Annotated in this window: 7 protein-coding genes; all 7 read left to right on the plus strand. The window is 66.4% G+C overall.

Features of this window, described 5'->3' with window-relative positions:
• The first annotated feature begins 353 nt into the window (after positions 1-353).
• The 7 genes from AB6730_RS18730 to AB6730_RS18760 all read left to right on the plus strand — a co-directional run bounded on the left by AB6730_RS18730 (position 354) and on the right by AB6730_RS18760 (position 6,872).
• Positions 354-875: a chemotaxis protein CheW gene (locus AB6730_RS18730; RefSeq protein WP_371025104.1), complete on the plus strand. Its 522-nt coding sequence runs from the start codon at positions 354-356 to the stop codon at positions 873-875.
• A gap of 83 nt (positions 876-958) precedes the next feature.
• Positions 959-2,671 carry a methyl-accepting chemotaxis protein gene (locus AB6730_RS18735; protein ID WP_371025105.1) on the plus strand — a complete coding sequence of 571 codons (1,713 nt, stop codon included), beginning with the start codon at positions 959-961 and terminating at the stop codon, positions 2,669-2,671.
• Positions 2,672-2,674: 3 nt separating this feature from the next.
• Positions 2,675-3,550, plus strand: a complete 876-nt coding sequence (locus tag AB6730_RS18740) for a protein-glutamate O-methyltransferase CheR (RefSeq protein ID WP_306850383.1) — start codon at positions 2,675-2,677, stop codon at positions 3,548-3,550.
• Positions 3,547-4,206 carry a chemoreceptor glutamine deamidase CheD gene (gene cheD, locus AB6730_RS18745; RefSeq protein WP_371025106.1) on the plus strand — a complete coding sequence of 220 codons (660 nt, stop codon included), beginning with the start codon at positions 3,547-3,549 and terminating at the stop codon, positions 4,204-4,206. The genes AB6730_RS18740 and cheD overlap by 4 nt, the downstream gene beginning before the upstream one ends.
• A gap of 56 nt (positions 4,207-4,262) precedes the next feature.
• A complete protein-coding gene (locus tag AB6730_RS18750) occupies positions 4,263-5,360 on the plus strand; it encodes a chemotaxis response regulator protein-glutamate methylesterase (protein WP_371025107.1) in 1,098 nt (365 codons plus the stop codon).
• Positions 5,361-5,376: 16 nt separating this feature from the next.
• The gene (locus tag AB6730_RS18755) at positions 5,377-6,555 is read left to right on the plus strand and encodes a methyl-accepting chemotaxis protein (protein WP_371025108.1); all 1,179 of its coding nucleotides are present in this window, start codon (positions 5,377-5,379) and stop codon (positions 6,553-6,555) included.
• Between the two features lie 11 nt (positions 6,556-6,566).
• Positions 6,567-6,872, plus strand: coding sequence for an STAS domain-containing protein (locus AB6730_RS18760; protein ID WP_306850386.1), 306 nt, complete (start codon positions 6,567-6,569; stop codon positions 6,870-6,872).
• Positions 6,873-7,024 lie beyond the last annotated feature (152 nt).

The raw sequence follows: 7,024 nt of genomic DNA on the forward strand, positions 1-7,024 counted from the left end.
GCGGCACTGCCGTCCATCGGCTTGCCGCACTCCGCTCTCACCTCCAAGCCTAGCCCTTCGGAAAGACACAAGCCGACTCTGTCGGCGATGGGTGCTTGCCGTGACCTGGCCCGCTGCCGCGGGATCGCCGACAAGGTCGGCTCCCACCAGAGCAAGGCTCCCACCAGGGCAAGGTTTCTGCCAGAGCAAGGGTCCCACCCGCTTCCAACCCCTCCTACCAGATTGGACTCCCCCGGGCGCCTCCGGGGCTCTTGCCAAATCCGGTGTACTTCGCCCTCAAGTCCCTGCGGCAGCGGCCGATACCCCAGGGGAAGGGGTCCCGAACCGCCGATCCGATCCGCCGTGGGAACGACATGAATCAGCAAGCCAGCTACGCCACCGCTACCGATGCGTCCGACGAGGCCGCGCAGTACCTCACCGTCAACCTCGGCAGCGAGGAATACGGCGTCGATATCCTCGCCGTTCGCGAGATCCGTGGCTGGACACCGGTCACGCGCATTCCGCAGGCGCCGTCCTATGTGCTGGGCGTGCTCAACCTGCGTGGCGCCATCGTCCCCGTGCTCGACCTGCGCCTGCGTTTCGGCCTGGCCTCCGAGGAGTACACCGCCACCACCGTCTGCGTGATCGTGATGGTCGCCGGGCGCCAGTTCGGCGTGGTGGTCGACGCGGTCTCCGACGTGATCGACGTGCTGCCGGCCGCGGTCCGTCCGGTGCCCGACATGGGCACCACGGTGGACACCGAATACCTCAAGGGCCTGACCTCCGTCGGCGAGCGCATGGTGCTGCTGCTCGACGTGGATCGCCTGTTGCAACCGCAAGACGCCCAGATGCTCGAGGTCGCCCTGGCCTCGCCGGAAGTGAAAGCCGTCGCCTGAGCCTGTGAACGCGCCGGCGGCCACGGGCAGCCGGCATGTGATGACCGGTTTGCCTTTGCCGCACTTTGCCGATTGGAATCGTGATGAAGAAGTTCAAGTTCAAAGTTCCCGCCCTGACCGTCCGCGGCCGCCTCTATGGCGTACTCGGTTTGCTCACGCTCATGCTCCTGGGCGGCGCGGCCGTCGGCCTGGGCGCGATGTACTTCCAGAACGAAGGCATGCGCCAGATCTATGAGGAGGAACTGGTTCCTTCCGAGATGCTGACCCGCATCAACACGAACTCGCTGATGTCCTTCATCGTGTTGGGCGAAGGCGCGGCCAAGGTCGGCAATCCGGACCAGGTGAAGCAGAAAGTCGCCGAGTTTCAGAAGTACCAGGACGACATGAACGCCACCAAGGCGGCGTTCCTGAAGATTCCGATGTCGGCCGAGGTCAAGAAGCTCTACGACAAGTGGCAGTCGACCAACGAGGACTATGCCCAGGCAAAGTCCGACATGCTCGACGCCCTGAACCAGGCCGACCAGGGCGCCTCCGACGTGCTTGAGCTCCAGGTCCGCCCGTTGATGATGGAGCGCCAGAACCAGCTGAGCAAAGTGATCGAGGCCAAGCGCGACGAAGCGGCAGCTATCTACGCCAAGGAGAGCGCGCAGTACAAGACCGTCCGCGCCCTCAGCATCGCGTCGCTGGCCATCGGCCTGTTCGTCTGCCTGCTGATCGCCGTGCTGGTGATCCGCTCGATCATCCGCACCCTGGCGCAGACGGTGGATGTCGCGCACCAGATCGCCGAAGGCAAGCTCGGCCACGACATCCAGGTCACCCGCACCGACGAACTCGGCCAGTTGCAGGCCGCGTTCCGCGCGATGGACGAGCGCCTCAGCGCCATCGTCTCGGAAGTGCGCCACGGCTCCGGTTCGGTCAGCACCGCCGCGCAGCAGATCTCGCGCGGCAACGACGACCTCTCGCAGCGCACCCAGGAGCAGGCCTCCAGCCTGGAGGAAACCGCGTCGTCGATGGAGGAGATGACCTCCACGGTGAAGCAGAACGCCGAGAACGCCAGCCATGCCAACCAGCTGGCCCGTGGCGCCCGCGAACAGGCCGAGCGCGGTGGCGAGGTCGTCGCGCAGACGGTCGTCGCCATGCGCGAGATCAACAGTTCGAGCAAGAAGATTTCCGACATCGTCAGCCTGATCGACGAGATCGCCTTCCAGACCAACCTGCTGGCGCTCAATGCCGCCGTGGAAGCCGCTCGCGCGGGTGAGCAGGGCCGTGGCTTCGCCGTCGTGGCGACCGAGGTGCGCAATCTCGCCGGCCGCTCGGCCAACGCCGCCAAGGAGATCAAGGGCCTCATCAACGACAGCGCGAGCAAGGTCAAGACGGGTTCCGAACTGGTCGACCAGTCGGGCAAGGCGCTGGCCGAGATCGTCGAGAGCGTGAAGAAGGTGACCGACATCGTCGCCGAGATCGCGGCCGCCAGTTCCGAGCAGTCCGCCGGCATCGACCAGGTGAACCACGCCGTGCTGCAGATGGACGAGATGACCCAGCAGAACGCCGCGTTGGTCGAGGAATCGGCTGCGGCCGCGCGCGCCATGCACGAGCAGGCCACCGAGCTCAGCCGTCAGGTCGCCTTCTTCCAGATCGCCGGCCAGGCATCCGCCAAGGCGGCTGGCAAGGGAGTCCGCAAGGACGTGGCCAAGGAAGAGATGGAAACCGTGTTCGCCGCCGTGCGCAGCGCGCCGGCGCCGCGTGCACCGCGTGCGGCGGAATCCGCCGACGCCGGCGCGTGGAAGGAGTTCTGATCGATGAGCGCGCTCGTCAACAACGGCGATACCGTCGGGCTGGCGAGCGCGACGGGGCCTAGCCTCGGCGAAGCCGAATTCACCTTCCTCCGCGAATTCGTGCTTCAGCACTGCGGTATCTCGCTCGGCGAGCACAAGCGCCAGCTAGTCCAGGGGCGCCTGCTCCGCCGGCTTCGCGCGCTGGGCCTCTCCGGCTTCGCCGGTTACTGCGACCTGCTGCGTCGCGACCCCGCGTCTGAACTCGGCGAACTGGCCAGCTGCATCAGCACGAACGTCACTTCGTTCTTTCGCGAGATGCACCATTACGACATGCTGGTGGACGAGCTCCTGCCACGCTGGCTGGAGGAAAAGCGCGGTGGCGGCCGCCTGCGCATCTGGTCCGCGGGGTGCTCCACGGGCGAAGAACCGTATGCCATCGCGATGGTGCTCGCCGAGGCACTCGAGCGCACCGGTGCCAACGTCGATGCGAAGATCCTCGCCACCGACCTTTCGCCGCAGGCCCTCGAAGCCGCGCGCAAGGGCATGTACGCGATCGACCGCCTCGGCGGTGTCAGCGACGCCCGGCGCAAGCGTTGGTTTCTGCGTGGTGAAGGCGCCTACGACGGCTATGCGCTGGTGCATCCGCGCCTACGCGAACTGGTCTCCATCCAGCCGTTGAACCTGCTGCACGAGTGGCCGATGCAAGGCAGGTTCGACGCGATCTTCTGCCGCAACGTCGTCATCTACTTCGACAAGCCGACGAAGCAGCGCCTGTTTTCCCGTTATGCCGGCATGCTGGAAAGCCGCGGCTACCTGTTCCTCGGTCACTCGGAATCCATGTACGGACTGTCCGAGGACTTCGACCTGATCGGCCGGACGGTCTACCGGAAGCGTACATGAGCGATACGTTCGTCGTACAACCACGAACCTTTGCGGGCTTCGACCCGAAGAGCGTGCTACCGGGCTTCGAGCACGTGCGCCGGTTCTGGGACCCGGCGCAGGAAGTGGTCACGGTGAAGATCCTGCCGGGCGAGTATTACGTCAGTGTCCAGGAAGAAATGATTTCCACGGTGCTGGGTTCCTGCGTGTCGGCGTGCGTGCGCGACGTGCGGCGCCGTATCGGCGGCATGAACCACTTCATGCTGCCCGAGCCGGCGGGTGAGCGCGACAGCTGGAGCTCCACCGTCGGCCGCGCCGCGCGCTACGGCAACGACGCGATGGAGCAGCTGATCAACGCCATCCTCAAGGCCGGCGGCAAGCGTGACGACCTCGAGGTGAAGATCTTCGGTGGCGGCCGCGTGCTCGCCACCATGACCGACATCGGCCAGCGCAACATCGCCTTCGTGCAGCGCTATATCGCCACGGAGAAGCTGAAGCTGTGCGCGGCCGACGTGGGCGACATCTACCCGCGCCAGGTGCAGTTCTTCCCGGTGAGCGGCAGGGTCCGCGTGCGCCAGTTGCGTGCCACCCACGACCACAGCCTGGCCGACCGCGAAAGACGATACCTCAAGCGATTGGCCGACGATCCGATAAAGGGAGAGGTGGAGCTGTTCTGACGTACGCCGTCGGGGCCTCGCCTCATCGCCGTTCCACCACCGAGTTGCAAGAGCCCATGCAGAAAGTACGCGTTCTCATCGTCGACGATTCAGCCCTGGTGCGTAAGGTGCTGTCGACCATGCTCGAGTCCGATCCGGGCATCGAGGTGGTCGGTACCGCCGCGGACCCGCTGATCGCCCGCGACAAGATCAAGCAACTCAATCCCGACGTGCTCACGCTCGACGTCGAGATGCCACGCATGGACGGCCTGACCTTCCTCGATAACCTGATGCGCCTGCGTCCGATGCCGGTGGTGATGGTGTCGACGCTGACCGAGCGCGGTGCCGACGTCACGCTTCGCGCACTGGAGCTGGGTGCGGTGGACTTCTTCACCAAGCCCGCCGCCGACCTGGCCAACACTTTCATGGAACATGCGCCGGAGATCTGCGCCAAGGTGCGACTTGCCGCCGGCGCCAAGCCGCGGGAGCGCGCCGCGGTGGTCAAGCTCGACGTCGCGCCGCGACTGTCGGCCGACGCGGTGCTGCCGCGCGCGCAGACCGCGGGCAGCCGTGGCGGCACGCGGATCATCGCCATCGGCGCGTCCACCGGCGGCACGGAGGCCATTCGTGTCGTGCTCGAAGCCATGCCGCCCACGGCACCGCCCATCGTCATCACCCAGCACATCCCGGCGGCTTTCAGCGGCCCGTTCGCCGCACGCATGGATTCATGCTCCGCGATGCGCGTGTGCGAGGCACGGGATGGCCAGCCCATCCAGCCGGGCCACGCGTACATCGCTCCCGGCAGCCAGCACCTGCTGGTGATGTGGGATGGCGCACGCCATGTTTGCCGCCTGCACGATGGTCCGCCCGTGAACCGGCACAAGCCGGCCGTCGACGTGTTGTTCCGTTCCATGGCGGCCAGTGTCGGCGCCGCCACCATCGGCTGCCTGCTGACCGGCATGGGCGACGATGGCGCGCGCGGTCTTGGCGAACTCAGGGAAATCGGCGCGCCGACCCTGGTCCAGGACGAAGCCAGTTCCGTGGTCTGGGGCATGCCCGGCGCCGCGTGGAAGGCAGGCGCCGCCAGTGAGATGTTGCCGCTAGACGCCATCGCCGCGCGCCTGCTCGCGCTTGCCAATACCCCCGTGCCCGCCGCCGCCCGCGTCGGCACCTGAACAACGAGACGTCATCATGTTGATCCCGAAGAACGAACACTCCGTCGGCTTCACCGCCAGTGCGATCGCGCTGGTACTGGTCCTGGTGTTCCATTCGGCCTGGGTCGCCCCGGTCGTGGTGGCCCTCCTGACCGCGACCTGGATCGCGATCAGCCTGCGTTCCGCGCCCGTGCCCGAAGTGGAAGTGGTGCTGAGCAGCCACGCCAGCGACGAGGCATCGGTGCGCGAAGCGATGGAAGACGTCCGTAGCGCCATCGTCGACGAACTCGGCCATGCCAGCCGCGAGCTCAACCAGGCGCTCGACCTGCTGCGCGATGCCGTCGCCGAACTGGGTGGCGGTTTCAACGGCCTGTCGCACAAGACCGGCAAGCAGCAGAAGCTGCTCAGCGAAATCATCGAGGGCGGTGGCAAAGGCATTTCGGTGCAGGACTTCGCCGACCGCACGGCCGGCCTGCTCGAACATTTCGTCGGCCTGATCGTGCAGCTGTCGCGCGAGAGCCTGCGCATCGTCTACCGCATCGACGGCATGGCGAAGGAGATGGACGCCGTGTTCGCGCTGCTGAAGAACGTCAACACGATCGCGGAAGAGACCAACCTGCTGGCGCTGAACGCGGCGATCGAAGCCGCCCGCGCCGGCGAGTCCGGCCGCGGTTTCGCCGTGGTGGCGGGCGAGATCCGCAACCTCGCCCAGCACAGCAACCAGTTCAACGAGAAGATCGGTACGCACGTGGAGCGTTCGCGCACGGCGATGGAGCAGTTGCGCGAACTGGTCGGCCACATGGCATCGCAGGACATGAACGTGGCGCTGTCCGCCAAGGGCGGCATCGACGAGATGATGGCGACCATCACCGAGTCCAACGCCCGCACCAGCGCCGCCGCCGACGAAGCCGCCTCGATCAACCGTGGCCTGGGCAACGACGTCTCCACGACGATCCGTTCCCTCCAGTTCGAGGACATCCTCAGCCAGTTGCTGCACCAGACCCGCTCGCGCCTGGTCGAGCTCCAGGAAATCACCGCCGACTGCACCCGCGACATCGAGGAACTGGCCTGCGCGCCGGCCAATGCAAGCGAACTCGGTGCCCGCGCCCAGCGCGTCCGTTCCCGCCTGGCCGAGCAGCGTGAGCGTGCCCGCCTGCGCGCGCGCGGTCCCGCCCTCCAGCAGTCCATGGCTGCCGGCGACATCGATCTGTTCTGAGGAAAGCATCCATGGCCATCAACGTGCATCACGACACCGAGCAGGGCTGCCTCACCCTTCACCTGGGCGAGCGCTTCGACTTCTCGATCCACCGCGCCTTCCACGACGCCTGCCTGGGCGAGGTCAGCCCGGCGCGCAGCTACGTGCTGGATCTGGAACAGGTCACGGGCATGGACAGTTCGGCGCTGGGCATGCTCATGCTGCTGCGCGAGCATGCCGGCGGCGACCGCGCGGAGATCCGCATCGTCAATGCGGGCGCCGACCTGCGCAATACCCTGCGCATCGCGGGATTCGATAAGCTTTTCACCGTGCACTGAAGCGGCATTTCGACCGATACGGTTTCACGGAACGCCCCGGTTTCATCCGGGGCGTTTTTTTGTTCTTGCGTGTCAGGGCTCGGCTTCGCCCTCGCGTTCGTTGTGTGCGGTGTGGCGGGGGAGCTGCCGGGCGCCACCCTCGGCGCGACAGG

This window comes from Luteibacter sp. RCC_6_2 (assembly GCF_041360655.1).
In the GTDB taxonomy this organism is placed as follows: domain Bacteria; phylum Pseudomonadota; class Gammaproteobacteria; order Xanthomonadales; family Rhodanobacteraceae; genus Luteibacter.